Here is a 26113-nt window from a genome sequence, read left to right on the forward strand (position 1 = left end):
TGCGGCTTAGGCGGCAGCGGTTTTCAGCAGGTCTAATGCCATTTGCCGCTGTTCGGGTTTCAGGTTATTCAACACCGTTTGCAGCAACTGATCGCCGGTTTTTGAGCTGGGGCTGAGTGTGTGGGAAAATGTCAGATTCATCACAAAGGTGTAGCCGCATTCCACATCTGAACAGGCGCAGTAAATATCTGCAATCTGTCTGTGTTTGCGGTTTGTCTTGCGGATAACGGCTTTTGCGCCGCACTCCGGGCATTCAATCTTTAATACCCGCATATTCCATGCTCCGGCCTCTAAAACATGGCTAAATTTTAACGTTTTATGTCCCATTACGCACCCTGAATCGTTGTATCATCGGCAAAATCGAAGATTAAATGCAGATTTTGCGATATTTCAGGGTCTTTATTGATGGAAGCCATAAAACGGCGCTGAATTGGGATCACTTCGTCTTTGCGGTACGTGTTCCGCGCCTTTTCCGGGTCGCCCAGCCCGGCGGCGTTTTGCGGGATGATGCCGCACAGCCCGGCCGGGAAACGGTGCGCATTGAGTACATCCTGAGCGCTGATGTTTTTCACGTTGGCGAATTCGTCCTTGGCGCTGATATCCCCCATCTGGATAAATTGCACCCCCTCTTTGTCGCCGTTCGGGATGTTCACTAAAATAGTGGAGAAGTTGCCGATCCCCTTGCTACTGGCTAACTGGCGCTCGATTTCCTCTTCGATCTCGTCGGTCATGTTCGGGTCGCTGGTGTAGAGGATACCGCCGGTGTGTGCGCCGTTGTGGTAGTAGCGGCGCCGAAAAATCACCGCTTCACTGTTCAGCAGGGCTGAGTGAATACCGCCAATGTAGTCCGGCAGGCCGTAAATCTGCTGTTGCGGGTCGTACATCTTGATGAAAATCACGTCTTCCGGCGGGTAAACCAGCGGTTCCCCTTTCTGCAATACCACAAATTCCCCGGTTTTACGGATGCGGGTATACAGTGCGGGGAGAGGCGTCAAGGCGATCACCTCTCCCCAGCCATTGCGTACTTTCAGGATGGCGATATCACCAAAGGTCAGGTAGTCGAACGCGGCGGCCAGCATGTCATCGTGAGACAGGCCACCACCCTGATAATCCGACGCTACCATGTTACGGCGGGCATAGAGGATGCCGCCGTGTTGGCCGTTCAGGTTGACCAGTTGAGCCAGGGCGAGCCGGTCTATCGGCAGGGTGTAGTGATTAAATTCATTGTCATACCACACATCGCGGTAATCGGTGCCGGTGGTTAATACCGGTTCCGGTTTGCCGAAGGTGATAATACTCATCTTTTTACGCGGGGCGTTTTGCGCCTTCTGGCGGCGGTGTGATGTCCTTTTCATGCTGCTTTTTTCAGTCTCCATCGGGATTGGGGTTTGTTCTCATAGTTCAGCGGTTCGTTATCCAGCGCGTGCGCGATAGCGAAGAAGGCTTCCGCATGGCCGGTTTCCGCGCTGCGGTCGGCGATGAACGTCATGGCGTTGCCGCTGGCCGTGGTGGTGCGTCGTATCGCCATAAATGACGCCGGGATAGCCTTTTCATCCTGATCCCACTCAATGCGCTGACTTTCCACCACGTCGGCCGCTTTCATCACCAGGCGGTTTTTGGTTTCCACGCCGTAGCGGATAGCCGTTGCCTGCCTCATGGCAAAGTGCTGGATGTTCTCAAACACCCCGGCACCGATGCCGGTCACATCAATGCCGATATAGGTAAAGTGGTAACGCTGGAATAGCTTTTTGATCTGGTTGGCCTGATAACGAAAGTTCATGCCGTGCCAGTTGACGACCAGCAAAACGCGGAATTTCTCGCCCTCGTAAATGGGCGGGGCGACAATCACAAACGTGGACAGGTCGCCGGAGCGAGCCGGGTCGTAGCCGCCCCAGACCTCGCGGTTGCCGAATGGGCGCGGCGCGGTTGGGTCGTGATCCTGCCAGGTGGCCGGGTCTACGCCGCAGCGCTCCAGGTCGTCAAAGCTGAACACCGCGTCTTTGTTGTCCACAAACACGCACATATACAGCATGTTGAACGTGTCCACGTTGTAGCGGTTGCGCAGTTTTTCCAGGCTGGCCAGATTGAAGCCGCCGCGGATCGCGTCTTCCATCGTGATAACGTACCGCCATTGACCATCCGGGCAGAGCAGCCCGCCGTCGCGCAGTTCGTCAAAGCCGGGGAAGTTAACCCCGGCGCGTTTCTTGTTACCGCGTTTCCATTCCTCGCCTGTCCAGAACGGGTAAGCCTGGTGCGTTTTGGCGCTGGGGGTGGAAAAGTAAGTGGTACGCCATTTGTCATGGGTGGCCATTGCGCTGGCCACTTCGTTAAGGCGGGCAAAGTTCGGCACCCAAAAGTATTCATCGCAGTACAGGTGCCCGCTGTAGGATTGCGCAGTGTTCTTGTTGGTGGATAAAAAGCGCAGTTCGGCCCCGTTGCTCAGGCGGATCGGGTTGCCGGTCAGGGTGATATCAAAATACTGCTGCGCAATGTTGACGATGTACGAGCGGAAAACCTCTGCCTGGGCGCGACTCGCTGACAGGAAGATTTGCGGCTCACCGGTCAGCACCGCATTTTCAAAGGCTTCAAAGGCAAAATACCAGGTGGCTCCAATCTGGCGGCTTTTGAGGATATTACGCACCTGCTGGCCAATATTAAGGCGTAGGTGTTTTTGATAGCCAAACAGGTGTTCATCAGCCCAGGCGTCAAAGTCTTCTTTGGTCAGGCTGGAAATGTCATTTTTGCGGTACTGGCGCTTTTTGGACGGGCGTTCATCGTCATCATTCCCGCGTGGGCCGGGCGTGTTACCGTGACCGGCGGCGGCGAGTTTTTCTTTGTGCTTGTTGCTTTGCGCCCGCAGTTTGACGGCGTGGGCGATCAGCATGTCCATTTCCTGCAATTCCAGCTCGGTCTTTTTATCCCGACCGGCCAGCAACTGATAACGGCGCTCTATCGCCTCTTCGGTGCTTTCGGCGCTGAGTAAATCCGCCCAGCCGAATTTTTGCGCCCAATAGTAAATAATCCGCGCATTTGGCAGATTTAAATCAGCGGCAATTTCTTTCGGTGTGGCTCTTTTTAAATAGAGAAGCCGCGCAACACCGATTAATTCATCAGAATATTTAGCCATGCCGGTATTATGCGGCGCGATTTTTATTTTATGACCGATGTTTATTTCGCTGTGTTCGTCAAAGCGTCGTTATCCGAATAGAGACGAATAAAGCCGGTCGCTGCCCGTTTCTTATTCCGTAATAATGCCGTTGTCCGACAGAAGCGGAGTATGTAAATGTCTCAGTTAATGACTAACTGGATTTGTATCGCCACGGAGGGGGAAACGGTTGATAAGCGGGTAATGGAAAGACAGTGGTTAATTGATGCCGCTGAAACTTATGACCCGCTATTCTATGCTGCCCTAATTTGGCCGGAGCATGAAGAATGGTTCGGCAATATGGGCGAAGTGCTGGCATTAAAAACCGAAACCGGTGATGACGGGCTGTTGCGGTTATTCGCTCAGTTACGCCCTAACCACCAGTTATTACAGGCTAACCGGGATGGTCAGTTGCTGTTTTGCTCGGTGGAGCTAACGCCAGACGGGAATTTTCGTGGTACGGGAAAAACCTATCTTGAAGGGCTGGGCGTGACCAATACCCCAGCCAGCGTGGGAACCACGCGGCTACGTTTCAGTAGCAAAAAGCGCGGCCGTTTATTCGGTGCATTAAAGCCGCTGGTTATTGATGAAGTAAAAGAAATCAAAGGGAATAGCATGGCAAGTAAATCATGGCATAGCCTGTTCGGTATTAAGCCGAAGGCATTCGCCGAGGGTGAAGGCGAAAATAACGATGCAGGCGGTGGCGATAAATTGCAGGCACTGGCGGAAGCGCTGGCCGAACTGGAGTCCCGCGTAACTGCGCTGGAAAGTCAGCAAAGCCAGACCACCGATGCAGTGGAAGCTGTTCAGGACGATATGGACACGGTAAAAGAGGTGGTGGATACCGAAGATTTCGCCACGCTGCGTAATAACCTGCCGAAGATTTTGAGTAATTTCGGCAAGCTGGATCGCTCTATTACCAAATTGCCACAGCGTCAGGTTGGCAATAAACCCAAAGGGTTTAATTTCCTGTAATTCCATTTATTGGGTGATACCTCTTTTTTTATCTCGATATCGAGAGGACGCATTATGTTTTTAAATCAGCGGGCGCGTGAATATCTGAGCGCCTACAGTGTCGGTCTGGCGCAGGAATATGGGGTAGCGGATACCGCCCGTTATTTCGCGCTGACCGACCCGAAAGAAACCCAGCTTCGTGCCGCCCTGCTGGAGCGCGTGGATTTCATGTCCATGATTAACGTTCTGGATGTGGATCAGCTCTCCGGGCAGGTGGTGTCCGTAGGCAGTTCCGCGCTGCATACCGGTCGTAAGGAAGGGGGCCGCTTTATCCGTCAGGTCGGCGTGGATGGCAATGACTATAAGCTGGTCGAGACGGATTCCTGCGCGGCACTGCCCTGGGATCTGCTGTCGGTGTGGGCCAATGCGGGTGGTGAGGATGAGTTTTTCCAACTGGTACAGGCGTTTTCGAATGAAGCGTTTGCGCTGGATATGCTGCGCATCGGCTTTAACGGTACCCACGTTGCCAAAAGTACCGACCCGAAAGAAAACCCGAACGGCGAAGACGTCAACATTGGCTGGCATCAGCGCATGAAGGGTTTCAAAGACGGGCAGCAAATTATCACCGATCGGGTGGTGCTGGACGAAAACGGTGATTACAAATCACTGGATGCGATGGCCTCCGATTTGATTAACGCCAAGATTCCCCAGCAATACCGCAATGACCCGCGTCTGGTGGTGTTGGTCGGGGCGGATTTGGTCGCCGCCGAACAGTATCGCCTGTTCCAGAAGGCCGACCGACCTACCGAGAAGATCGCCGCCCAGATGCTGGACAGTACCATTGCCGGGCGTCCGGCGATTGTGCCGCCGTTTATGCCGGGCAAGCGTATGACCGTCACCACGCTGTCGAACCTACATATCTACACCCAGCGTAATACCCGGCAGCGTAAAGCTGAATTCGTGGAAGACCGCAAACAGTTTGAAAACAAATATTTGCGTAACGAAGGGTACGCCGTGGAATACCCGGAGCTGTACGCGTCTATTGACGAAAGCGCCGTCACCATCGGTACCGTGGCCGAGCCTGCGGAAAAGGAAAAAGCGTAACGCATGGCCCTGTCACCCGCGCAACGTCATAACGCCCGGATGGTCGCCGAGCAGCAGTTATCCCGGTGCCAGGCGGTATCCGGCGATCACAGCTTGCATGTGCAACTCCGTGCGCTGGAAAACGACGTGGCACGGCTGCGCAGTCAGCCCACGTTACGCGACAGGATAGAGATGAAACGCCGGGAGTTGCTGCCGCGCTGGTTGCCAACGGTACAGCGCTATCTGGACAGCGGCGAGGTGTATCAAAACTCGGTGTTCGCGCATTGCGTGGTGTGGCTGTTTGATGTGGAAGAGTTTGATCAGGGGCTGGCGTGGGCGGATATCGCTATCGCGCAGGGACAGTGCACCCCTGACAACATCCGGCGCACGTTTGCGGCGTTTGTTGCCGATACGGTGCTGGCATGGGCGCAGCAGACGGCGGACATGGGGCAGAGTGTGGAGCCGTATTTTTCCCGCACGTTTAAGAACGTGGCAGAACACTGGCGGCTGCATGAGGAGATCACCGCCAAGTGGTTCAAGTTCGCCGGGCTGTTACTGCTGCGTGATGAGCAGGGGCAACCACGGGCGACAGCGGCGGCGGATATCGACACGCTGACGGCGGCGGATGCCCTGTTACATCAGGCCGAGCAGTTTTACCGCCAGGTTGGTGTGGGAACTATGCGCCGCAATATTGCCGCCCGCATTCGGGCGCTGCAAAAGGAATAACCGACTACCGCAAGCCGGGCGGGCGCGGCTGAGGCAATGCACCGGGGGTGCGATGTGCCGTGGAAGCCGGTCAGCCCGCCTTTTTACGGGGGATGCATGTTCAGTGGAACACCGGTTGATTATCAGGATGAACAACTGACCAACAATGGATTTTGGCCAGACCTGAACGTCAGGGATTTTCAGTCACAGCGCACCATTCCCGCTGATCTGGCTGCCGATACCGTTGCACAGGCGTTACTGGCCGCAGTGGGCGAGGTCAACGCCGATCTGGCTGAGGTGGAGGCCCGCAGCCGGGCGAAGGGGTTTACGCGGGCGCAGGATGTGCCGGGTGTCAGCCTGAAAGGCCAGAACGTGCTGTGTGCGCAGTATCAAAAAGCGGTGTTTGCCAGGGCAAAAGCCGATTTGCTGGGCGAGTTTGCCACCATTGGCCGCCGCGAGTCTCATCCGGGACAGGAGGGGGACGACACACGCAAGGGATTGCTGGGGGAAGCGGCGATGGTGATCCGTCGCATGAAAGGGCTGAAACGGGCAACGGTGCGGATGGTATGAGCAAGCTGGATGACCTGACCACCTTTGTTTCGACGCATCTGCCGCCCCGTGTGATGCAGGGGTTTGACAGCTTCATGGATGAAGTGAGCTTTATTCCCGCCCGCCGTGACCTGGGCGAAGACCAGTATCAACTGGCGGTAATGAAGTTTGATGCCGTGTTGAGCTGGGAGCGCTGGCCATACCGGGTGTGTGACCCGCGCAACCTGTGCGCTCTGTTACTGGTCTGGCAGGAGGGGCAGGACGATGTGCCGTATATGGATGCCGGGCTGGATATGGAGTTGCCGACACTGGATGTGGACGTGCGCGATCAGGATAGCGCGATTGTTGTGGTGTCGCTGCAACTGGCGGAATCATTGGCGATTGTGGTCGATGACAACGGGATCATTCCGTTTGATGGTCGGCGCTGGCGTCTGACCAGCCCGGAAATCTGGCAGGCCACATCCGGGCATCTGTTCGGTGCAGGCGACGACGGGGCGGAGGTCGGGGCGTCATGATCGTACATGGTGAGCTGAGCCAGTCACAACTGGCCGAACTACGCACCGCATTACAACGGCTGACGCTGCCGCCCAAAAAACGCCAGCGTTTACTGTGGCGGCTGGCGAAATACGGGGTGATTGCGGCGGCAAAACGGAACGTCCGGGCGCAGCAGGCACCGGACGGCAGCGCCTGGGCAGCACGACGTGGCCACCGCCGTGGCAGGATGCTGCGCAATCTGCCCAACCTGTTGCATATCCGCGAAATGCCAGAGATTCAGGCGGTACGGATTTATCTACAAGGCGGCGGGTATCGCAACGGAAAAACGCCGGTACCGGCGGGCGTGGTCGGCTACAGCCAGCAAAACGGCATGAGTGTATCCGTCAAGCGTTCACAGGTCGGCAATGGACGCCCTGAGCCGGGACGGATGGCCACGCGACGACAGGCACGCAAGCTGCGGGCGCTGGGGTACCGGGTAAAACGCGGGGCGCGATGGAGAAAGCCGCCTTACCGGGAGATTGAGGAAACACTGAGCTTTGCGCAGGCGGGATTACTCATCCGTAAGTTGAGCGGCAAGGCGGCAAAAACCGCCTGGACAGTGGATGTTCCTGCCCGGCCATTTTTGGGTATGAACGATGCGGAGTTTACAAAAGCGCTGGCACGACAGCTACAAGGCATTGGCTTTGGCTGGGATGTGAAAGCGCAGGATATCAAGGGGTAAGCATGAGTTGGCCAACGGTTCAGGTTAACCAGGTAAACCAGCTACAAGGCGAAACCAGCGAGATTGAGCGCGTGGTGCTCTTTATCGGTGAGGGGGCGGTCGATGCGGTGAAAACCGTGCCGGTCAATACCCAAAGCGATCTGGATCAGGTGCTGGGGGCGGCGGATTCGGTACTGAAACGCGACGTCAGCGCTGCGATGGTCAATGCGGGGCAGAATTGGAGCGCCTTTGTCTGTCTGCTGCCGCCAAAAGGCGACTGGGTGAGCGCGGTTAGTGCCGCCCAACAGGTCGCCAGTGTTGAAGGGGTCGTGGTGTCCCTGCCTGCCACCAAAGGCATTATCGCCCAGGCATCCAGCCTGCGATCCACGCTGGTGTCAGCATTCGGGCGCTGGGTGTGGTTTCTGCTGGCGGTTGACGGCCCGAAAGAGGGTGAGGGCTGGGATAAGTATTTACAGAGCCTGAGTAATTTACAGAACGGCGCAGCGGCACCGGCAGTGCAACTGGTACCAAGGCTGTGGGGCAATGAGCCGGGCGTGCTGGCTGGCCGCTTGTGTAACCGTGCGGTGACGATTGCCGACAGCCCGGCGCGGGTTCAAACCGGTGCCTTGCTGGCGATGGGGCGCACGGATTTACCGGTGGACGGTACCGGCGTGACGTTGGATCTGGCGATGTTGCAGGCGCTGGAGAAACAGCGATACAGCGTGCCGATGTGGTATCCCGACTATGACGGCTACTACTGGTCAGATGGGCGCACCCTGGACGTGGAAGGGGGCGACTATCAGGCCATTGAAAACCTGCGCGTCGTGGACAAGGTGGCGCGGCGCATCCGGTTGCAGGCGATTGCCAAAATTGCCGATCGCAGCCTGAACAGTACGCCGGGCAGTATCGCGGCGCATCAGGGGTACTTTGCAAAAACGTTGCGTGATATGTCCCGCAGCACCCAAATCAATGGCATCACCTTTCCGGGGGAAGTGAAGCCGCCGAAGGATGGGGATGTGGTCATTGCGTGGCGCTCTAAAACGGCGGTGGAAATTTATCTGGTTGTCCGTACTTACGAATGCCCGAAAGGGATCACGGTCAGTCTGGTGCTGGATATGTCGCTGGAGGGTAGCGCATGACAAAACGGATTTCGGGCCAGTCGTTTGATTTCAACATGGACGGCGCACTGGTTCACGCGGAAAAAGTCTCGCTGAGTATCACGGATAACACCGCCGCCGCGCAGACGCAGGGCATCCCCGATGGCTGGGTGGCCGGTGACGTCGCCGCCGAAGGTGAAATGGAGCTAAGTACCAAGAGCCTGGCGGTGGTGACGGCGAAAGCCAGCAGTGCCGGGTCATGGCGGGGTATTGAGCCGGTGGACTTGATGTGGTACGCCAAGGCGGGCAGCGAGGAAATGAAGGTGGAAGCCTTCGGTTGCAAGCTGATCCTGAGTGACATTCTGGACGTTGACCCGAAGGGCGGCAGCGTGATGTCACACAAGATTAAGTTTGTGGTCACCAGCCCGGATTTTGTGCGCATCAACGGTATCCCCTATCTGGAATCGGAACTGACGGAAAAGCTGATCGGCTAAGGACAGTCATGCAGGAATATGAAAAGAACGCGCTGGGATTACTGGTGCTTGGTGCGCTGATTGCGCTGGGTAAGTTGCTGGCCAGTGATGAAAAAATCACGCCGCGCCTGTTTTTCGGCCGGATGATTTTAGGGTCGGCCACCTCAATGGCCGCCGGGGCGGCGTTGCTGTGGGTGCCGGGATTGTCGCCGATGGCGGTCACCGGGCTGGGTGCGGCACTGGGGGTGGCCGGGCATCAGGCGGTTGAAATCTGGCTGCGCCGCCGCGGCAGTGGTTTGCTGAAAGGGAGTGACGCAAAAGATGACGTTAAGTGAAAAACAGCAGTTATTTACCCAACTGGTCGCACAGCTGATCCAGTGGGCGGGAGAGCGGGGGTATCGCCTGACGTTCGGCGAGGCCTACCGCACGCCGGAACAGGCAAAACTGAATGCCCGCAGCGGGTCAGGCATCGCCAACAGTTTGCATACGCAACGCCTGGCCGTGGATCTGAATCTGTTTATCAATGGTGAATACCAGACCCGGACAGAAGCCTATTTGCCGCTCGGTGAATACTGGGAATCGCTGGGTGGGTGCTGGGGCGGGCGCTTTACCTCACGCCCGGACGGCAACCATTTTAGCCTGGCACACAACGGGGTGCGCTGATGGATGGGCTATGGCGGGTTGTGGCGGGATTGACGGTGGCCTTTGCCGCTGGCTGGCAAACGGCGAGCTGGCAGCGCGACAGTATCGATCTGGCGGTGACTCGCGCCGCTACCGCCGCCGCTGAGCAATCACGCCAGGCGTTACAGGCACTGGCTAGCCAGTCCGGCGCGGCGCTGGAATCCAAACTGGAGGCATTACGCAATGTGCCGAATAAAACCGTTTACCGGGAAATCGTTAAACCGGTTTTTACTAACGTGTGCCTGTCTGCTGAGTTTGTCAGCCTGTACAACGACGCCGTTAATAACACCGAACGTGTCTTATCAGGAAAGCCTGAAAAAGAAATGTCCGGTCACTAATCTGCCGCGCTTATCAGGTGCCACCGGCAATGATGCGGCGCAGCCGTTAATCGGTTGGCCGCAAATTTATGCGGATTGTGCCGCCCGGCATAATCAGTTAATTGATGAAATAACCCAACGGGAAAACATGCAATGAGCAAAATCACCTTATCTGTTTCTGGCAAGGAATTGTCGTTTGAACCGAATACCGTTGCCTATAACGGCATGATTAATGATATGGCAATGGATAATAAAGTGGCTCCGGCGGTGACGTATCTTCGCCGTATTGTCGTAGCCAAAGATAAAGAAACGCTGGATGAATTATTAAAACTGCCGGGCGCAGCATTGCAAATTACCGAAGCGGTTAATGCGCAATATGCACCGAAGCTGGAAATCGAAGTAAAAAACTAACCCAGCGGCTGCGGGCCATCGAAAATAATTTTCTTGAACAGGCATTAACCCTGCGGCGGCATTATTTACCGGCTGAAAATGATGACGCCGATAATCTGGCCCGCGCCGTCTGGCTGGCAAATACACACTGGGAAAATATGCGTATTTCCGTGGCGAACGGGATTGCGCTGGCATTAAAAGGCGATTCATGAAGCAACTCGATTTTACATTAAGCCTGATTGATAAGCTGACCCGCCCGGTAAAACAGGCGCAGGCGGCGGTCACCGGCTTTGCGAAATCGTCGCGGGACGCCTTTTCTAAAATCGCGGTTGGCGGTGCCGGTCTTATTGGTACCGCTATGTCTATCCAGGGGGCGCTTGGCCCGGCGGTTGAGATGCACGGCGCAATGGTCGAAGCGTCAGCGCGTGGCGTCGATGATTCGGCGTTACAGAAGATTAATGCCAACGCGCTGAAATTCAGCACCCAGTACGGGCGTTCGGCGCTGGAGTATGTGCAATCGACCGCCCGGATTAATGCGGCGGTCGGCACCCTGACCAAAGAGGATTTGCCGGGGGTGGTCAGGGCATCCAATGTGATGGCGGCAGCGCTGAAAGCCACGGCGGACGAATCGTCCGAATTCATGGGGCAGATGTTTGCCAACTTTCGCTCTGATGCTGAATCAATGGGTAATGTGCAGTTTGCGGAGCAACTGGCCGGCAAGGCCGCCTATATGCGTAATGCCTTCGGTGTTGAGCTGGGGGCGATTAAAGACCTGATGGAAGGCGCGCGCGGGGTCGGTACCAACTATGGCATTGGTATGGATGAGCAGTTGGCCGTGATGGGCGAGCTACAACGCACATTAGGTACGGAAGCCTCCAGCGCGTATGAAGGCTTTTTGTCCGGGGCGGTCAAGGGTGCCAAAAAACTGGGGCTGTCGTTTGAAGATTCCAACGGCAAGTTACTGACCATGCCGGCGATGCTGGAGAAATTGCGCGGGAAGTACGGGGCGAGCATTGAGGGCAACCTGAAAGCCCAGTCTGATCTGGATGATGCCTTTGGTGACAGTGCGGCGGTCATTAAGCAGTTATATGGCAATGTCGGCGTCTTGCAGCGGCATATCACCGAACTGGGCAGTAATGACGGTATGAAGCGGGCCACGGAAATGGCGCAGAAGATGTCCAGCCCCTGGGAACGGCTGACCGCTATCTGGTACGCCATTCGCGCCGCGATGGGGGCCACGTTGCTGCCGGTGTTGTACCCGCTGATCAACAAGATGGCGGACGGCGGGCAGGTACTGGTCAGGTGGCTGAATATGTTCCCGAATATCACGCGGGTCATTGGTTATTGCGTACTGGCGGTACTCAGTCTGGCCGGTGCAGGGGCTATCGCCAATATCGTGATGGGTGTTTCTGTGTTTGTGCTCGGTGGCCTGAAAGGGTTATGGAAAGGGCTAACCGCCATCATGAAAATTCATGTCGGTGTTATCTGGCTGTATAACAAGGCCGTGCTGGCGTGGGCGGCGACGATGCGTATTTTGCGCGGTGTACTGCTGGCCGTTCGCATGGCCAGCCTGTTAACCGGCGTGGCGTTTAATATCGCGCTGTGGCCGGTGTTACTGATTATCGGTGCCGTCGCCTTGCTGGTCGCCGGGTGCTATCTGCTGATCCGGCATTGGGATGGCATAAAGAACGCCATCACTCAGACCGACATGTGGAAAACCGTCGCGGAAAAAGTGCAGTGGGTTGCGGAGATATTTGGTCAGGCGTGGCAGGCCATTGTTGATGGCTGGAATGTTGTTGTCAATGCGATTGGTAATTTCTCCCTATCCGAGACGATGGGAAACATGGTTGATGGAGTCGGGAAGTTATTTTCCGGATTGTGGGACGGTATTCTAGCGTCGTTCAATGCCTCTTACCGCTGGATTATTGGAAAGCTAAATGCAATTCCGGGGATCAATATTGCCATGCCTGAATCCACACCCCGACCGGGCGGTGAGGGTTTATTAACGGGTGGGAAAATAAAGGGGATTGATTCGGGCGGATTGCAACGGGATATCAGTAACAGCAATGCGAAGAATTATACCGACAACAGCCGGAAAGTCGAAAACCTGACGATTTATGCCAATAAAGGATTTACCCCGGAACAATTAACGGAATGGGAAGCACTGCGGTAATGGATGACGTGAAATATATTGACCTGTTAATTACAGAGCGCGATTTCAGCCTGAATGCAGGGCGTGAGCCGATATTTTGCAATAACCGGATCAGTATTGGTCAGGATTGCATTCACGCCATTATTGAAAGCGGGCTGACCACCAAACTGGTAGCCGAGCGCAGCCCGACGCTGCGGGCCGATGTGCTGACGCAAATGATTATTCTGGTGGAAGACGATGAACGGATTATCCCCGGCACGGTGGTGATCAGCGAAGAAAGCCCGACCCGGCTGTGGGTGACGGCGGAAACCTATGATTTCGGGCCGATCACGGCCAGGGTGGACGTATGACGGAAAAGCCAAAAATTGATTATGAGCAGGTGCTGAAAGAGGCCGGGATGCCGGTGACGGCCGAGACGGTAACGGAGCAGTTTCAGGCACAAGTGACGGCATCCGGTCTGGTCACTAATACATCGCGGATGTCGCCGTTCTGGCGGCTGATTTCGGTCATGGTGACAACGCCGGTTATCTGGCTGAAAGACGTTTTGATCAGCGTGGTGCTGGCCAATATGTATCTGGCTACGGCGTCCGGCTCATTCCTCAATCTGTTTGCCTGGGGTGTCAATCTGTCGCGCAAGGCAGCCACGGCGGCAGCGGGCGTTATCCGTTTCTATAAGTCGGATGCTGCGCAGGCGGTGGTGATCCCGGCGGGTACGCTTATTCAGACCGAACGCATTAACGGCACGGTTTTCAGTGTGGCGGTATCGGTGGATACCGTGATTGCCGCCGGTCTGGCCAGTGCTGACGTCCCAGTGACCGCCACGGCAGACGGTGGGGCATTCAATCTGGCCCCCGGTTATTACCGGATTTTGCCGGTGGGGGTAGTCGGTATTGAACGGGTGGAGAATCAAGACGATTGGCTGCTGACGCCCGGCGCAGATGAGGAATCAGATGATGACCTGCGTGAGCGCTGCCGCAATCAGTTCAATCTGGTGGGGAATTACCACACCGACGCGGTGTATCGCAGCATGATTGCAGCGGTGGCCGGATTAAGCATCGATCGGATTTTCTTTCAGCATGACGCCCCGCGTGGGCCGGGTACCGCCAATGCTTATCTGTTGCTGGATTCGGGGGTGGTGTCGCAGCCCTTTATCGATGCGGTGAATGATTACATCACGGCACAGGGGCACCACGGCCACGGCGATGATTTGCGCTGTATGGCATTGCCGGAAACACAGCATGAGTTAACCGTGACGGTTTATGTGCGCAATCTGGTGAACGTGACAGATGAGGCGTTAGCCGCGTTGCGTAGCGGGTGCCAGGATTTAGTCCGCTGTGCCTTTCGGGAAAACACCGGGTATGACGTGGCAAAGACGTGGCCCTGGTCGCGTTTCTCCTTTTCCACGCTGGCACAGGAATTACACGATGCGTTTCCGCTGATCGCGTCACTGGATTTTTCCCTGGGCGATATTGTCAGTGGGCTTAATGTGCCGCGTTTGGCCTCGCTGTCGGTGGTGATAGCCGATGCCTGATTTTAAGGAGCAACTGGCGGGTCTGCGGCTGCCGTCATGGATGGATAAGGGCGAACCTGCCGCCTTGCTGAATGCCAGCAAAGCCTATTGGTTGCAGGTGCATGACTGGTTGCGCTGGCCGTTGCAACAATTGGACGTCGATACCTGCGCAGAGCCGCTGCTGAACGTGCTGGCATATCAGCGCGACATTTCGCGGCTGAAAGGGGAAGCGCTAACGCTTTTCCGTCGCCGGGTGAAGTACGCCTTTGTGAATGCGCAGGACTCGGGGAGCGTCGCGGGGTTTATCGCCATTTTTGAGCGGCTGGGCATTGGTGCTGTCACCCTAGCCGAGCGTCAACCGGGGTATGACTGGGATGTGATCCTGGTACGTATCAACGATGAGCAGTTAAGCGGTTATAACGCCCTGATGATGAGCCTGGTCAGGCAGTACGGCCGCACCTGTCGCCGCTATGCGTTTGACCTCTGGAATGGGGAAACCCAGTCAGTCCAGAGTGGGGAGTTTGAGCACAACGCAGAATACTACCACGCAGTCAGCTTGATGCCGGCCGGAACGGTAACGGCGCGTGTTGCGTTGCACACTGTGCGCACATCCGCTTCGACAGAATATTATTCAGCCAACGTGTAAGAGGGATTATGGCGCAGAGTGTGATTACCCATGCGTTTGAAACGTGGAATGTTCAGCGGGTTTTAGACGGCACGGCAGCCCGGCCCGATCAGGTCGTTTTTGCACGGGTTCCGGGTCAGGATGAATCGGTGCCGGTAGACCGAAATGAAGGGCTACCGCCTGCCGATCAGATTCAGCATACCGCCGCCATTACCCAGGCCGGTGTCCTGAATGAAAACGCGGTGGTTTATTCGGTGGTGCTGGATACCACCGTGGGGGATTGGGATTACAACTGGATTGGCCTGCTGGACAGCAAAACGAATACCGTTTTGATGATTGTGCATGTACGCACCCAGCAGAAACTGGCGACCCGAAACGGCCAGCAGGGCAACAGCCTGACCCGTAATCTCATGATGCAATTTGATGGCGCGGCCGCTGCTACGCAAATCAACGTGACAGCCGATACCTGGCAGATTGATTTTTCGGCCCGTCTGGCAGGGATTGATGAGCGTATCCGCATTGAAAATATGGATAGGTATGGTTCATCCGCGTTTTTTGGTAATGCGTATCAGGTTGTCAAAGATGGCAATGCGTATGTTGTAAAAGCCGGAGTGGCGTATGCCGCTGGGCTGCGTGCTTGGCTGTCGAGTGATCTAAAAATTACGGTGGATGCCTTGCCGACTCGTGTCTTTCTGGATGTGTGCTGGCGTGGTGAATTCACACAGGCATGGGCGGTTGATAGCCAGATCGTTGTTGCCAACTCGGCAGATCATGAAATACGTGATGGTGTTCAGCACTATTTGCTTCCTGTCGCGGATATTGATGAAAACGGCAATATTACCGACTGGCGTAAACAAGGAGGCCTGGCAGAACAGAATGCGCAGACCCTCTATCTTCGTAAGGACGATAATCTGGCCGCATTACGTGATAAAGAAGCCAGCCGAAAAAATTTAGGGTTGGGTCAGCTTGCGGTAATGGATACCGACACAGCCAGACAAACGCTTCGTATCACCCAATTAGAAAATGAACTGGTAGGTATCCCCTTGCCTTATCCCGGTGCAACAGCCCCTGACGGGTGGCTGAAATGTAATGGGCAATCCTTCAATAAATCGATGTATCCCCTATTAGCCGGGCGTTACCCGTCGGGTTTTTTACCTGATCTGCGCGGTGAATTTATCCGGGGTTGGGATGATGGACGAGGAGTTGATGCCGGGCGCAGTTTATTGTCTGCACAGACCCAAACCGTTCAAGACCATAAGCATGTTGGCACAATGGTGAACAGCAATCCTCTGCAAACCGGTATGAATACCGGGATCGGCTTGTTGTCACAATATACGTCAACGCCAACAGTCGGGTATTCAAATGAAATCAGCAGCGGCGGAACAGCAGAAGGGAGTAAAGAAACCCGGCCCCGCAACGTTGCATTCAACTACATCGTGAGGGCTGCCTGATGGCGAATTATTCAGTGAATGTTAAAGAAACGACGTTAGATAAAGACGGTCACGCTATGATGGCGGGGTGGATCACCGTCTTTCATGTTGATGCCAAAACGCGGGAATATCGCGGGGCCAGCTATGAATATTTGATGGCCGGGGTAGGCATTCCGGCTGACAGCTATAGTGATGCACCCGAGTTACCGCCAGAAGGAAAGGCGTTATGCCGTGCTGCCGATGGGCTTTCGTGGATGAGTGTACCGGATTATCGCGGCAGGGTGGCCTATGATACGCAAACCCGCCTCAGTACTGAAATCACCGTGCCTGGCCAGTTGCCGGAAACGCTAACGCTGTTAGCGCCCGTTTCGGAATTTGATATCTGGAATGGCAAAAAATGGGTGACGGATACGGATGCACAGCATCAGGCGTATGTGAATAGCGCAATGCAGGAACTGAACGAGCGGTTTACTACGGCCAATACCCGCATTCAGGCGTTAAGCGATGCGGTGGACATGGAACTGGCAACCGAGGAAGAAAAGGCGTTGCTGGGTAAATGGAAAGAGTATCGCGTGCTGTTAAACCGGGTGGATCTGAATACTGCCCCGGATATCGTCTGGCCGGAGGCTCCGGCGGTATGACGTGGCGGCAAGCTGATATTCGTATCGCATCCTCACCGCCACCGGTGACCTGTTCGGTGTTGCCGGTTCATCCGTGGATCTATGGCGTGGGTAACGTGACCGATAACGGCCATTATTTAAGTCCGGCCAATGCGGTGGCTTACCTGGCTGAACGGCTAGGCACTGCGGCGGATAATCTGACCGTGTGCGTGTGGATGGTCTGCGGGAGTGGGCTGGGGGAATTCCTGCAAGCGCTGGATGCACTAACGGTGGTTTTCCCGGCCCCGGCATTGAGCCAGGTTGCCCGACAGGCGCGGGCTATGGCGGAGCTGGCTACAGTGAAAATGCAAATCCCGGCCAAAAGCCGCACGTTGCCCGCCGCCGCGTCGCTGTCGGTGGCACGCTGCCGTCAGGCGTTGAACGCCCAGCGTATGGCGGCGGCGCAGCAGCAGGCCACCGTACCGATGGGGCTGAATGCGCTGAAAGGGATGGCTGAGCGCTTTACATCCCAGCGCGATGCCGCTTTATCGGAAATCAGTCAGGCCATGCAGCAGATGGCCCAGTGCAGCGCGCTGGCGTGGGTCTTTACCGGCCAGGGCGCACCGGGTGTGATAGCGGCGGAGATGCTGAAAAATAATCCCCAAGCCATCCGCGATTTATACTGCGGCCATGATGTTTACAGGGAAAGAGCTGGATGCGTTGGAGAGCATGATCCGTGAGCCAGATAATCACACTCGCCCTTGATGGCGAAGCTATCCCCCTGCGTGGCCTGACCGTCACGCCCTCAATGCAATTCGAAGAAAAAGACCAGTCAGGGCAAACGTCCAGCACGGCTAACGCTGAGCAGGGTATCAAGCCTAAAGAGCTGCGCGTGTCTGGCGTGATCCCGTTTACTGAGGCGAAGGTGTTAACCCGGCTGTTTACCCTGGCGGAAGCCAAAGAGGGCAGCAAGCTGAAACGCTATCGGGTAGCCAACCCTACCGCACAGGCGATCAACTTCCGGCTGGCCACCTTTACCGGGTCGATTGACGCCCCAAAACAGGATAGCAAACAAGCCTGGCTGGTGACGTTTACGTTGCGCGAACATATCAGTGTATCGGAAAAGCGGGACGCCCGCGCAGGCAATCAAACAGAAACGAAGAAGCAGGCACCGGGGCAGGGGAGTGCTGCCGGTGAGGGTGATGAAAAATTAAGCTGGTTTGAGCGCAAAGTGCTGAAACCGGTCAATGACGCACTGGGGTAAGCAATGCGACCGATTACGCGACTGATGTTATCTGGCGATGCGGTACATGTTGTGGACGCCAATGTGGTACTGGAGTTAAACGCCTGTGGCCGTGGGTTTATCACGGTTGAGACTGAGCAGGATTATACCGGCAAACTGGTCAGGCTGGATGTGGGCTATACCGATCTGGTGTTGCGCTGGTTTACCGGTTACGTCGAACGGAGCCAACCCGCCGAAAATGGCTATCAACGCTTGTTTGTGCGCGAACTGGCGGGCGTATTTGACCGGATGTGGCCGTGTTCGTTTCAGCATCCGACGCTCCGGCAACTGGCGGACTGGCTGAGTGAGCACAGTGGGTTAACGGTGCATCTGCCTGATGCCGGGTATGTCAGCCAGCCAATTCCGCATTTTACCCATAGCGGCAGCGGTCATCAGTTGCTGGCCAACATCGGGGCGGCGTTTGGGATTGATGATTATGTCTGGCAACCGTTACCGGATGGTGCGTTATATCTCGGCAGTTGGGCCGATTCCCTGCTGGCTGGTGCGCCGGTCATCATCCCGGCGGAGTTCAGCCAGGCGCAGGCCGCCGGTAATAGTATGACGTTGCCGTTGATACAGTCCGTCAGGCCCGGCGCGGTGGTTAACCAGCAGCGCCTTTCCCGCGTGCAGTTGCTCAACGAAAGCATGACGATAGAGTGGGTGCCGGTGAGCACTGTCACCGGCAAGGCGGCGCAGCGAACCCCGGCCCAGCGTCAGATCGATACCGTTTATCCTGAACTGTCGGCCGGATTGCACCTGCCGAAGTTTGCCCGCGTGGAAGCGCCATCAGAAGCGGTCAGCAGCGGTAATATCGCCGACCCTTTCCGGCCCCGTTATGCGGTTGACCTGCAATTACTGGATGCAGACGGTAAACCGGCGAAAGATACGCCGGTGTATCCGGCAGTACCGCTACCGGTACCTATGGCCGGGAGTGAGGCCGGGCTATTCCAGTTTCCGCCGCCGGGTACGCTGGTCGAGGTCGGGTTTACCGGCGGCCGGCCGGATAAACCGTTTGTACGTCAGACCGTGGCCAGTGGTCAGTCATTGCCTGATATCAAGCCGGGGGAGCAGTTACAGCAACAGCGGGCGGAGGTTTCGCAGCGTGTGACGGTCGCCGGGGATTGGGAGCGGAAGACGGATCAGGCCATCAGGGAATCGTCAATGCACCGGGAGGTGAGCGCCGATGAAGAACGGCGCACGCTGGTTACCAGAGAAACCCTGATTAAAGCGACGGATAGTGCCACGGTGCTGGGTACCCACACACTCCAGGCCGGGGCCATCGTGCAAATCGCCCAGGGGGATTACAGCCTGGCTACGCAGGCCGGTTATACGGCCAGTGTGGGCCAGTCAGCGACGGTAGAGATAGGACAGTCGCTGACCGAGAAAATAGGGCAACTGCGCCGTAGCATTGCCGGTGCGCGTCAGGAACTGATGGCACCGGTGGTGTGGGTCGGTAGCCAGCAGGTCAACGTCATGACGCTGATGCTGGACACCCTGGACGTGATTCAGGAACTGGCGACGCAGACGGCCAGCCACACGCACCCTAACACCGGCACCCCGTTAAATGCGGGCGAGATACAGCAGACCGGCCGCCGCACCGGCACACTTAAAGACAAGTACAGCCCGATAATCGGGTGATCGATCCCCGCCTACCCAGCCCGCCGCGTGCGGGCTTTTTTACGCCCCTCGTATGACGCACTCAGCGGGCCGCTATGCCACGCCCTTTCCCGGTCACCTCGCCCCGCCATGCCAACCCATTGCGCCGCTGCCTGTACCCCGCTGACGCAGCCAGCGCACCGACAAAATGAACGCTCACAGAGACAAAATCGGCACTACACCGCACCCGCCTGCGGTTTTCGGAGTCACAAAGATTTTTCAGTTTTATTTTTCTACAAAACCCAACGCCAGCCCGCGCCGCCGCTGGGCTTTTGCGGAAGAATGCCCACTGAAAACAGCGAAAGGAATTTCAGCGTTTTTCAGTTTTTTGGATCCCGACTTGATCGCTATGAAATTTTAAATATCAGAAATAAAAGGATTTTATATGGATTTTGTTGTTTGGGATGGATCCCTGAATGCATAGAAGGTGTTACCTCGGGTGGGGCGGTTTGCAGCAATGATGCGGGTTTTGGTGTGGTGAGGCTGTTTGCAGGAACTGAAAAGCGGTGAACCCCGCCAGGGCGGGGCGAGGTGCTTAAAGCTTGCCTTCGGTAATCCCAAAATCGACGATGCTCTTACCTTGAAGGTCATAGGTGCAGTTGTATGTCATCGTGATTTTTGCATTGAAACCGTTGGTAAATTTCACTTTGTCACCGATGAACGTCATTTGTTTTTTGGCTTCGTTCAGGCGGAAATGTGAAAACATGGGGGTCATCATGCCGTCAGTCCACTCGAAATCATACTTGGATGACTTTTCTATCAGAGGACGGCAGCGTGATGCTGCTTCAATCCAGTTTTTATCAAACAAGCATTGACCGTCATTTGCTGCGCAATTCTTTGGGGTGTCGGCTTTTGCGGCGGGCTTGTCATCACTTCCGCCAAAGATTTTTATAGCGCCCCAAACCAGTAACACCAGAACTACAAAACCACCGATTGCCTGACCTGCTGTAGTACCGGGATTCTTAACGCCGCAGTGTGGGCAAACTTTTGCAGAGGTTGATACTTCTTTCTTACATTCTTTGCATTTTGTTAAAGCCATAAACCAAGTCCTATTTGATTCAAAGAAGCTAAATAATATGACAAGCAATAGGGGAAACTACAGAGAAGGCCGCGCGTATGATGAAAGCCTGTCGCCATTTTGTCGCCACAGGTAATAAAAAAGGGGTTCCGTTTTCACGTAACCCCTTGATTTAATTGGTGGAGCTGGGGGGAGTTGAACCCCCGTCCGAAATTCCTACACCGTCGGTACTACATGCTTAGTCTGGTCTTTACATTCGCTTGCCAGCTGCGGACAGACACGCCACTAACAAACTAGCCTGATTGGATTTAACGCTTCAACCCCAGGCAGGGCATCCACGCGATCTCTTTTGGGTTTGACCTCTCTTGATCCCCGTCCTAAGAGCGGAGGCTAGGGAGAGAGGACACCTTCAGTTTCTTAGGCTGATTAAGCTGCGATAGCAGCAGGTGCGTAGTTTTCGTCGTTTGCGACTATTTTTTTGCGGCTTTTTACGAGGCCAACCGCCCCTCGGCATGCACCTTGGGTTTCGCGAATCCCGTCGAATCCAGAATCAGCCCCAAGATATTTCACTATTATAACAGAAAGATGACTCGCTAATCTACCGTTAGCGAGCGGCATTTTTCATGATGCGCGCTTTGTCCAGCTTCCATTCGCGCTCTTTGATATCGTCACGTTTGTCGTGTTCTTTCTTACCCTTGGCTACGCCAATCTTGACCTTGCACCAGGCGTTTTTCCAGTACAGCGACAACGCCACTACCGTATAGCCTTCGCGATTGACACGGCCGTACAGCGAATCCAGCTCGCGCTGGTTCAGCAGCAGTTTGCGGGTACGCGTCGGATCGCAAACCACGTGGCTGGATGCGCCGTGCAGTGGAGTGAATGTGGCGCCGAAAAGGTAAGCTTCGCCATCACGCATCAACACATAGCTGTCGCTGATATTGGCTTTGCCTGCGCGCAGTGATTTGACTTCCCACCCCTGAAGTGCCAATCCCGCTTCAATCTCTTCTTCTATGAAGTATTCATGGCGGGCGCGCTTGTTGAGCGCAATGGTGGCAGAACCGGGCTTATGTGCTTTTTTCTTTGTCATAGTGCCGTCATTATACTGGTTGTCGTCGTGAATGAAATCCCTCGCCGGGATTCATGCCGTTCTTTGTGAACGGGTGCGATGCCCCTCGCAGAATTTTTGTCTGACCGCTCATCGATGGTATTATTTTGCGCGTTTTATGAATCACGGAAAATTGTATGCCTAAAATCAGCCGGTCTGCGCTGGTCCCGTTCAGTGCCGAGCAGATGTATAAATTAGTGAATGATGTCTCGTCTTACCCGGCCTTTCTGCCTGGATGCACTGGTAGCCGGGTCCTGTCTTCCTCCGGGAGTGAAATGACGGCGGCGGTTGATGTGTCGAAAGCCGGTATCAGCAAGACGTTTACCACCCGCAATACGCTTATTGATAACCAATGTATTTTAATGCAGCTGGTGGACGGTCCGTTCCGTCAGTTGACCGGCGACTGGCGTTTTACGCCGCTGAGCGATGATGCTTGTAAGGTCGAGCTGAATCTGGATTTTGAATTCAAGAATGTGTTGATTGAAATGGCATTTGGCAAGATTTTCAAAGAATTGGCCAACAATATGGTGCAGGCGTTCACCCTGCGCGCCAAAGAGGTTTATTGTGTCTGAAATTCGTGTCGAAGTGGTTTATGCGCTGCCGGAACGCCAGTACTTGCGACCGTTGACGCTGGAAGAGGGGAGCACGGCGGAGCAGGCTATTCAGGCATCCGGCCTGCTGGCCCTACGCCCGGATATCGACCTTGGCGTCAATAAAATCGGCATTTTTAGCCGCCCGGCGAAACTGACCGATGTTCTCAACGATGGCGATCGGGTGGAAATTTACCGGCCGTTGCTGGCAGACCCTAAAGAGTTGCGTCGTCAGCGCGCGGAACGTTCAAAAAATAAGGCACGGTAACGTGCCTTATTTTTTGGGGCCAGCCAGCGAGTGTTAGCCTCGCCGGGCCTGTTCACTTACTGCGCCTGCAACGTGGGTTTGTTGTCCACATGAGCCAGCTCGCCCTGACTGTTGAAGGTCAGAGTCAGCGTTTGCTGTTTCACGGCTTCGTGACCCGGTTGCTGACGGAAGACGTAGTACCAGGTGTCTGATCCAAACGGATCCTGCAGCATGGGGGTGCCCAGCGTGTAGATGACCTGCTGTTTGGTCATTCCGTTACGGATTTTGGCAACGTCAGCGGGTGCCAGATAGTTCCCCTGATTGATGTCAGGCCGATAGACTATACGTTCCAGCGTGGAACAACCGGCAGTCAACATAACAACAACCACCGCGGCGACGACAGTCAGCGTTTTACAGCGCATAGTGATTACATTCCTTAAGGGCATAGGTTGCAGATGATAATAGACCTTGCCTGACTTGAAAACCTGCAAGACGTCTGTAAGACCGCGGGAATTCGAAAAAGTTGATCCTCACTATGCCGCCAGCAATTCTCTGGCGTTCGCCAGCGTGTTTTTGGTGACGGCGGAACCGCCGAGCAGGCGCGCCAGTTCCTGCAGACGTTCGCGTTTACCCAGTGGCTGCATCAGCGTTTCGGTCGCTGCGCCGTCAGTGTGTTTGCTGACGAAGTAGTGGTGATGACCGCATCCTGCTACCTGCGGCAGATGGGTGACGCACATTACCTGAGTGGATTGTCCAAGCTGGCGCAGCATCTTGCCGACAATCGCCGCGGTCGGGCCGCTGATACCGACATCCACTTCGTCGAAAATCAGAGCCGGGGTATCCATCTTGCGGGCGGTAATGACCTGGATGATGAGCGCGATACGCGATAACTCGCCGCCCGAAGCCACTTTGATCAGCGGCTGATGCGGCTGGCCGGGGTTGGTGGTGACGCAGAACTCGATGTGGTCGGCGCCGTTGGCGGCCAGTGAGTCTGGGGTGAAGGTCACATTAATCGTGAAATGACCGTGCGGCATTGCCAGCTCATGCATATTGGTGGTGATCAATTCCGCCAGTTCGCTGGCGTGCTGACAGCGTCGGGCATGAAGTTGTTCGGCCACATGTAGGGCTTGCTGGTGGAACTCTTGCACCGCGCGATTCAGGGTTTCGTGATCGCTTTCCTGCTGTTCCAGCAATTGTTGTTCCTGCAATAACTGCTGATGGAATGCGGGTAACTCTTCCGGCGTTACGTGATGCTTGCGCGCCAGCGTCAGCTGGCGCGACAGTCGTTGTTCCAGTTCGTACAGACGAATCGGGTCCATATCCATACGATCGCAGTAATGGCGCAGTTCATCGCTGGCTTCGCTGATGTGAATACTGGCTTCTTCCAGCATGGAAAATACCCCGGAGAGTTTGTCATCCATGCTCACCAGTTCCGACAGCTGGTGCCTGGCGCTATGCAGCATGCTAAGCAGATTCTGGTCTTCGCTTTCGCTGAGGATCTGCAACGTCTGCTGGCTGAGGGACATCAGTTGTCCGCTGTTGGCGAGCCGCTTGTATTCGACATCGATCTGTTCGTACTCGCCTGACTGGGGAGCAAACTCGTTCAGCTCTTTGAGCTGATATTGCAGTAATTCCCGGCGTGCTTCCCGCTCAATGGTTGCTTGCTGGTGCTGCGCCAGCTCGCGGCAGCTTTGATGCCACTGCTGCCAGATTTGGCGCATGGCGCTGAGCAGTTGTGATTCATCGGCATAGGCATCCAGCAGGTGGCGCTGATGTTCCGGTTTTAGCAGCAACTGGTGGGCGTGCTGCCCATGAAGCTGAATCAGATGCTGACCCAGTTCGCGCAGTTGCGACAGCGGCACCGCCGTACCGTTGATGAAGGCGCGGGAGCGGCCGTCGGCGCTAATGACCCGGCGCAACAGGCATTCGTTGTTGTCGTCAAGCTGGTTGTGTTCAAGCCAGCGCAGCGCGGCCGGGGTATCCGCCAGCGAGAAGCGGGCACAGATGTCGGCACGGCTGGCGCCGGGTCGAACCATGCTGGCGTCGGAACGGTTGCCGAGACAGAGGCCGAGGGCGTCAATAGCAATGGATTTTCCCGCCCCGGTCTCGCCGGTAATGACGCTCATCCCTGCCTGAAAATCAATTTCCAGTTCGCGCACAATGGCGAAGTTACTGATTGTGAGTTGCGCCAGCATGATAGTGTCCTGTATGTAACAACAACTGTTATTACGTACAGTATAGACTGGTTTTTTGTACAGTAAAGTAGCCAGCGCCACTTTCAGAATAATTTTTTCGACCAGCCAAGCTTGCTACTCAATGTATTGAAATAACTGTAATTTTCCGGATGAATCAGATTCAGGTGATACTGGCTGCGTTGGATCAGCACTTCTTCGCCTTCCTGCACCGGCAGCGAAATCTGGCTGTCGCAACTGATTTCCAGGTCCTGGGTGATGTGGGAAAACTTCAGCCGGATAGAGCTGCTGCTGTTGATCACCAGCGGCCGCGCCGACAAGGTGTGCGGGAACATCGGCACCAGCGCGATCGCATCCAGCGACGGAGTCAGGATCGGGCCGCCGCCGGATAGCGAATAGGCGGTGGAGCCGGTAGGCGTAGAGATGATCAGGCCGTCGGAACGCTGGGAAAACGCAAACTTATCGTCAATATAGACTTCAAATTCAATCATGTGCGCCACTTTACCCGGATGCAGCACCACCTCGTTGATGGCGGTGCTGCTGCTGTTGGGGTGGTTGGCGCGGCACACCTGCGCCTCCAGCATAAAACGCTGTTCGCGGATGTAACGCCCGGCCAGCACTTCGCTTAGCTGTTGCTGGGTATGATCCGGATCGAGATCGGTCAGGAAGCCGAGATTGCCGCGGTTGACGCCAATGACGTTGATATCGTAGCGCGACAGCACCCGCGCCGCGCCCAGCATGTTGCCGTCGCCGCCGACCACCACCGCCAGGTCCGCCTGCTGACCGATTTCCGACAGGCTGCCGGTGGCGGCGTCCGTTAGCTGCAACTCGCGGGCGATCTGTTGTTCGATCACCACGCGGTAACCCTGTGCGCGTAGCCAGTGATACAGCATTTCGTGGGTGGTCAAGGCATTTGGATGACGTGGATGACCGACAATGCCAATGCAGTTAAACGATCTGTTCATTTGGGTGCCTTATCCTCATGAGAGCACCGGAGGCTCACGGTTTTTGGACCGATAGCCGGACCAACAATATGTGAGTGGTTCCCTTGAAACCCCGGTTTTGATCCCCATAATAAGCGAACTAGCGAGATGAATGCGAAAAACGCGGAGAATTTC

General features: G+C 55.6%; 33 protein-coding genes and 1 other RNA gene. 25 read left to right on the forward strand and 9 right to left on the reverse strand.

Annotation, left to right across the window (positions count from 1 at the left end):
* Positions 1 to 6: 6 nt before the first annotated feature.
* The 3 genes from DXX3274_RS04575 to DXX3274_RS04585 are packed head-to-tail and all read right to left on the reverse strand — an operon-like array spanning position 7 to position 3127.
* On the reverse strand, positions 7 to 327 hold the full coding sequence (locus tag DXX3274_RS04575) for an ogr/Delta-like zinc finger family protein (RefSeq protein WP_042858812.1): 321 nt from the start codon (positions 325 to 327) through the stop codon (positions 7 to 9).
* Positions 327 to 1355, reverse strand: a complete 1029-nt coding sequence (locus DXX3274_RS04580; RefSeq protein ID WP_042858813.1) for a phage portal protein — start codon at positions 1353 to 1355, stop codon at positions 327 to 329. Before DXX3274_RS04580 ends, DXX3274_RS04575 begins: the two co-directional genes overlap by 1 nt.
* Positions 1352 to 3127, reverse strand: coding sequence for a terminase large subunit domain-containing protein (locus tag DXX3274_RS04585; RefSeq protein ID WP_042858814.1), 1776 nt, complete (start codon positions 3125 to 3127; stop codon positions 1352 to 1354). The genes DXX3274_RS04580 and DXX3274_RS04585 overlap by 4 nt, the downstream gene beginning before the upstream one ends.
* Positions 3128 to 3283: 156 nt before the next feature.
* Between DXX3274_RS04585 and DXX3274_RS04590 the strand changes: the two genes are divergently transcribed.
* From DXX3274_RS04590 to DXX3274_RS04690, 23 genes are all read left to right on the forward strand, one after another.
* Positions 3284 to 4120 (forward strand): GPO family capsid scaffolding protein, encoded by an 837-nt coding sequence (locus tag DXX3274_RS04590; protein ID WP_042858815.1) that lies wholly within the window; start codon positions 3284 to 3286, stop codon positions 4118 to 4120.
* Positions 4121 to 4174: 54 nt separating this feature from the next.
* Positions 4175 to 5203: a phage major capsid protein, P2 family gene (locus tag DXX3274_RS04595; RefSeq protein WP_042858816.1), complete on the forward strand. Its 1029-nt coding sequence runs from the start codon at positions 4175 to 4177 to the stop codon at positions 5201 to 5203.
* A 3-nt stretch (positions 5204 to 5206) separates the two neighbouring features.
* On the forward strand, positions 5207 to 5908 hold the full coding sequence (gpM, locus tag DXX3274_RS04600; RefSeq protein WP_042858818.1) for a phage terminase small subunit: 702 nt from the start codon (positions 5207 to 5209) through the stop codon (positions 5906 to 5908).
* A gap of 96 nt (positions 5909 to 6004) precedes the next feature.
* Positions 6005 to 6457: a head completion/stabilization protein gene (locus DXX3274_RS04605; RefSeq protein ID WP_050569809.1), complete on the forward strand. Its 453-nt coding sequence runs from the start codon at positions 6005 to 6007 to the stop codon at positions 6455 to 6457.
* Positions 6454 to 6951, forward strand: a complete 498-nt coding sequence (locus tag DXX3274_RS04610) for a phage tail protein (protein WP_042858820.1) — start codon at positions 6454 to 6456, stop codon at positions 6949 to 6951. Before DXX3274_RS04605 ends, DXX3274_RS04610 begins: the two co-directional genes overlap by 4 nt.
* Positions 6948 to 7652, forward strand: coding sequence for a phage virion morphogenesis protein (locus tag DXX3274_RS04615; protein ID WP_042858821.1), 705 nt, complete (start codon positions 6948 to 6950; stop codon positions 7650 to 7652). Before DXX3274_RS04610 ends, DXX3274_RS04615 begins: the two co-directional genes overlap by 4 nt.
* A gap of 2 nt (positions 7653 to 7654) precedes the next feature.
* Positions 7655 to 8770 (forward strand): DUF2586 domain-containing protein, encoded by a 1116-nt coding sequence (locus DXX3274_RS04620; RefSeq protein WP_042858823.1) that lies wholly within the window; start codon positions 7655 to 7657, stop codon positions 8768 to 8770.
* The gene (locus tag DXX3274_RS04625) at positions 8767 to 9222 is read left to right on the forward strand and encodes a DUF2597 family protein (protein ID WP_012883485.1); all 456 of its coding nucleotides are present in this window, start codon (positions 8767 to 8769) and stop codon (positions 9220 to 9222) included. The genes DXX3274_RS04620 and DXX3274_RS04625 overlap by 4 nt, the downstream gene beginning before the upstream one ends.
* Before the next feature lie 8 nt (positions 9223 to 9230).
* Positions 9231 to 9536, forward strand: coding sequence for a phage holin family protein (locus DXX3274_RS04630; protein WP_038921822.1), 306 nt, complete (start codon positions 9231 to 9233; stop codon positions 9534 to 9536).
* The gene (locus DXX3274_RS04635) at positions 9523 to 9864 is read left to right on the forward strand and encodes a M15 family metallopeptidase (protein WP_038921824.1); all 342 of its coding nucleotides are present in this window, start codon (positions 9523 to 9525) and stop codon (positions 9862 to 9864) included. Before DXX3274_RS04630 ends, DXX3274_RS04635 begins: the two co-directional genes overlap by 14 nt.
* On the forward strand, positions 9864 to 10220 hold the full coding sequence (locus DXX3274_RS04640) for a hypothetical protein (RefSeq protein WP_042858824.1): 357 nt from the start codon (positions 9864 to 9866) through the stop codon (positions 10218 to 10220). The genes DXX3274_RS04635 and DXX3274_RS04640 overlap by 1 nt, the downstream gene beginning before the upstream one ends.
* The gene (locus DXX3274_RS24180; protein ID WP_071603908.1) at positions 10177 to 10356 is read left to right on the forward strand and encodes a hypothetical protein; all 180 of its coding nucleotides are present in this window, start codon (positions 10177 to 10179) and stop codon (positions 10354 to 10356) included. The genes DXX3274_RS04640 and DXX3274_RS24180 overlap by 44 nt, the downstream gene beginning before the upstream one ends.
* Complete coding sequence (locus DXX3274_RS04645; protein ID WP_012883490.1) at positions 10353 to 10610, forward strand: putative phage tail assembly chaperone; 258 nt, start codon at positions 10353 to 10355, stop codon at positions 10608 to 10610. Before DXX3274_RS24180 ends, DXX3274_RS04645 begins: the two co-directional genes overlap by 4 nt.
* A 50-nt stretch (positions 10611 to 10660) precedes the next feature.
* On the forward strand, positions 10661 to 10801 hold the full coding sequence (locus tag DXX3274_RS24510) for a hypothetical protein (RefSeq protein WP_371206900.1): 141 nt from the start codon (positions 10661 to 10663) through the stop codon (positions 10799 to 10801).
* On the forward strand, positions 10798 to 12762 hold the full coding sequence (locus DXX3274_RS04650; RefSeq protein ID WP_042858825.1) for a phage tail tape measure protein: 1965 nt from the start codon (positions 10798 to 10800) through the stop codon (positions 12760 to 12762). The genes DXX3274_RS24510 and DXX3274_RS04650 overlap by 4 nt, the downstream gene beginning before the upstream one ends.
* On the forward strand, positions 12762 to 13091 hold the full coding sequence (locus tag DXX3274_RS04655; protein WP_042858826.1) for a DUF2590 family protein: 330 nt from the start codon (positions 12762 to 12764) through the stop codon (positions 13089 to 13091). Before DXX3274_RS04650 ends, DXX3274_RS04655 begins: the two co-directional genes overlap by 1 nt.
* Positions 13088 to 14272 carry a baseplate J/gp47 family protein gene (locus DXX3274_RS04660; protein WP_042858828.1) on the forward strand — a complete coding sequence of 395 codons (1185 nt, stop codon included), beginning with the start codon at positions 13088 to 13090 and terminating at the stop codon, positions 14270 to 14272. Before DXX3274_RS04655 ends, DXX3274_RS04660 begins: the two co-directional genes overlap by 4 nt.
* Positions 14265 to 14897 carry a phage tail protein gene (locus tag DXX3274_RS04665; protein ID WP_042858829.1) on the forward strand — a complete coding sequence of 211 codons (633 nt, stop codon included), beginning with the start codon at positions 14265 to 14267 and terminating at the stop codon, positions 14895 to 14897. Before DXX3274_RS04660 ends, DXX3274_RS04665 begins: the two co-directional genes overlap by 8 nt.
* Before the next feature lie 8 nt (positions 14898 to 14905).
* Positions 14906 to 16327 carry a phage tail protein gene (locus tag DXX3274_RS04670; protein WP_042858830.1) on the forward strand — a complete coding sequence of 474 codons (1422 nt, stop codon included), beginning with the start codon at positions 14906 to 14908 and terminating at the stop codon, positions 16325 to 16327.
* A complete protein-coding gene (locus DXX3274_RS04675) occupies positions 16327 to 16947 on the forward strand; it encodes a tail fiber assembly protein (protein ID WP_042858831.1) in 621 nt (206 codons plus the stop codon). The genes DXX3274_RS04670 and DXX3274_RS04675 overlap by 1 nt, the downstream gene beginning before the upstream one ends.
* Entirely contained in the window at positions 16944 to 17645 is a 702-nt protein-coding gene (locus DXX3274_RS04680; RefSeq protein ID WP_238556084.1) for a hypothetical protein, read from the forward strand. The genes DXX3274_RS04675 and DXX3274_RS04680 overlap by 4 nt, the downstream gene beginning before the upstream one ends.
* Positions 17642 to 18169, forward strand: a complete 528-nt coding sequence (locus tag DXX3274_RS04685) for a hypothetical protein (protein WP_042858832.1) — start codon at positions 17642 to 17644, stop codon at positions 18167 to 18169. The genes DXX3274_RS04680 and DXX3274_RS04685 overlap by 4 nt, the downstream gene beginning before the upstream one ends.
* 3 nt (positions 18170 to 18172) lie before the next feature.
* On the forward strand, positions 18173 to 19825 hold the full coding sequence (locus tag DXX3274_RS04690; RefSeq protein ID WP_042858833.1) for a hypothetical protein: 1653 nt from the start codon (positions 18173 to 18175) through the stop codon (positions 19823 to 19825).
* A 553-nt stretch (positions 19826 to 20378) separates the two neighbouring features.
* On the opposite strand, the gene DXX3274_RS04695 is transcribed toward DXX3274_RS04690, so the two are convergent.
* The 3 genes from DXX3274_RS04695 to smpB form a co-directional block, all read right to left on the reverse strand.
* Complete coding sequence (locus tag DXX3274_RS04695; RefSeq protein WP_042858835.1) at positions 20379 to 20882, reverse strand: membrane protein; 504 nt, start codon at positions 20880 to 20882, stop codon at positions 20379 to 20381.
* A 156-nt stretch (positions 20883 to 21038) separates the two neighbouring features.
* Positions 21039 to 21419, reverse strand: a transfer-messenger RNA (tmRNA) gene (gene ssrA, locus DXX3274_RS22650).
* 46 nt (positions 21420 to 21465) lie between these two features.
* Entirely contained in the window at positions 21466 to 21948 is a 483-nt protein-coding gene (gene smpB / locus DXX3274_RS04700; RefSeq protein WP_016942314.1) for an SsrA-binding protein SmpB, read from the reverse strand.
* A gap of 155 nt (positions 21949 to 22103) precedes the next feature.
* Here smpB and DXX3274_RS04705 point away from each other — a divergent pair, with 155 nt between their 5' ends.
* Positions 22104 to 22538, forward strand: coding sequence for a type II toxin-antitoxin system RatA family toxin (locus DXX3274_RS04705; protein WP_042858837.1), 435 nt, complete (start codon positions 22104 to 22106; stop codon positions 22536 to 22538).
* Positions 22531 to 22824 (forward strand): RnfH family protein, encoded by a 294-nt coding sequence (locus DXX3274_RS04710; RefSeq protein ID WP_042858838.1) that lies wholly within the window; start codon positions 22531 to 22533, stop codon positions 22822 to 22824. Before DXX3274_RS04705 ends, DXX3274_RS04710 begins: the two co-directional genes overlap by 8 nt.
* A gap of 56 nt (positions 22825 to 22880) precedes the next feature.
* On the opposite strand, the gene bamE is transcribed toward DXX3274_RS04710, so the two are convergent.
* From bamE to nadK, 3 genes are all read right to left on the reverse strand, one after another.
* Entirely contained in the window at positions 22881 to 23225 is a 345-nt protein-coding gene (gene bamE / locus DXX3274_RS04715; protein WP_042858839.1) for an outer membrane protein assembly factor BamE, read from the reverse strand.
* Positions 23226 to 23336: 111 nt separating this feature from the next.
* Positions 23337 to 24998 carry a DNA repair protein RecN gene (recN, locus tag DXX3274_RS04720; RefSeq protein ID WP_038661908.1) on the reverse strand — a complete coding sequence of 554 codons (1662 nt, stop codon included), beginning with the start codon at positions 24996 to 24998 and terminating at the stop codon, positions 23337 to 23339.
* 83 nt (positions 24999 to 25081) lie between these two features.
* Complete coding sequence (gene nadK, locus DXX3274_RS04725) at positions 25082 to 25960, reverse strand: NAD(+) kinase (RefSeq protein WP_038917944.1); 879 nt, start codon at positions 25958 to 25960, stop codon at positions 25082 to 25084.
* Positions 25961 to 26113: the final 153 nt, after the last annotated feature.

This window comes from Dickeya sp. NCPPB 3274, from assembly GCF_000406205.1.
In the GTDB taxonomy this organism is placed as follows: domain Bacteria; phylum Pseudomonadota; class Gammaproteobacteria; order Enterobacterales; family Enterobacteriaceae; genus Dickeya; species Dickeya fangzhongdai.